Here is an 861-nt window from a genome sequence, read left to right as displayed (position 1 = left end):
TCGCCGACGACGAACCGCCAGGCCGTCAAGGCGGCGATCGACGGCCTCAAGCCGGCGCCGAAAACGGCGACGGGGGAGGGCCTCTTCACCGCGCTGCAGGCGATCGCCACCGTCGGCTCGGTGCTGGGCGGCGGCGACGGGCCGCCCCCCGCGCGCATCGTGCTGGAGTCCGACGGCGCCGAGAACGTGCCGCTGGACCCCAACGCCCCGCAGGGCGCGTTCACCGCGGCGCGCGGCTGGCCAAGGACCAGGGCGTGCCCATCTCGACGATCTCGTTCGGCACCAAAGGCGGCGAGATCGAGATGAACGGGCAGCGGGTCGCCGTTCCCGTCTCGACCGACCAGATGAAAAAGATCGCCCAGCTCTCCGGCGGGCAGTCCTACACCGCGACCAACATCGCCGAGCTCAACAAGAGCTACAACGCCATCGAGAACGACATCGGGTTTCGCACGGTGCCCGGACCCGGCAGCGCCGGGTGGCTGCGCCTGGGCGTCGTCGCCGCGCTCATCGCCGCGGCGCTGGCCCTGTTGATCAACCGGCGGCTGCCGACCTGATCGCCCACCCGATCGCCGCCCTGATCGCCTAGGAGGGCAACCGGCTGTTGAGCGCGAGACCGGCCAGGATGGCGCCGGCCAGGACCACCGCCCCGAGCAGCATCCAGGCGAGGCTGGCGTCGCCCTTCACCGTCTCGTAGCCGATCTGGCGCTGCAGCGTCGAATAGACGCTTTCCAACGATTGCAGGCTGTCGGCGTGGAACGCCTCGCCGTCGGTGATCTTGGTGATCTCCTGCAACGTCTGGTCGTCGACGGGGACCGGGATGGTGGCGCCCTCGTAGTCGACGGTGCCGTAGGGCGTGCCGAA

At 70.3% G+C, this 861-nt stretch carries 2 pseudogenes; one reads left to right on the top strand and one right to left on the bottom strand.

Annotated features, from left to right (window positions below):
- Nucleotides 1-554 (top strand): annotated as a pseudogene (locus A5673_RS18095) (hypothetical protein); the annotation flags it as partial.
- Between the two features lie 28 nt (nucleotides 555-582).
- On the opposite strand, the pseudogene A5673_RS18090 reads toward A5673_RS18095, so the two are convergent.
- Nucleotides 583-861: pseudogene (locus tag A5673_RS18090) on the bottom strand (hypothetical protein); the annotation flags it as partial.

It is taken from the genome of Mycobacterium sp. E3198, assembly GCF_001667015.1.
GTDB lineage: Bacteria > Actinomycetota > Actinomycetes > Mycobacteriales > Mycobacteriaceae > Mycobacterium.
Note: the sequence above shows the minus strand (reverse complement) of the source record. Positions and strands in the feature narration are given on the sequence as shown.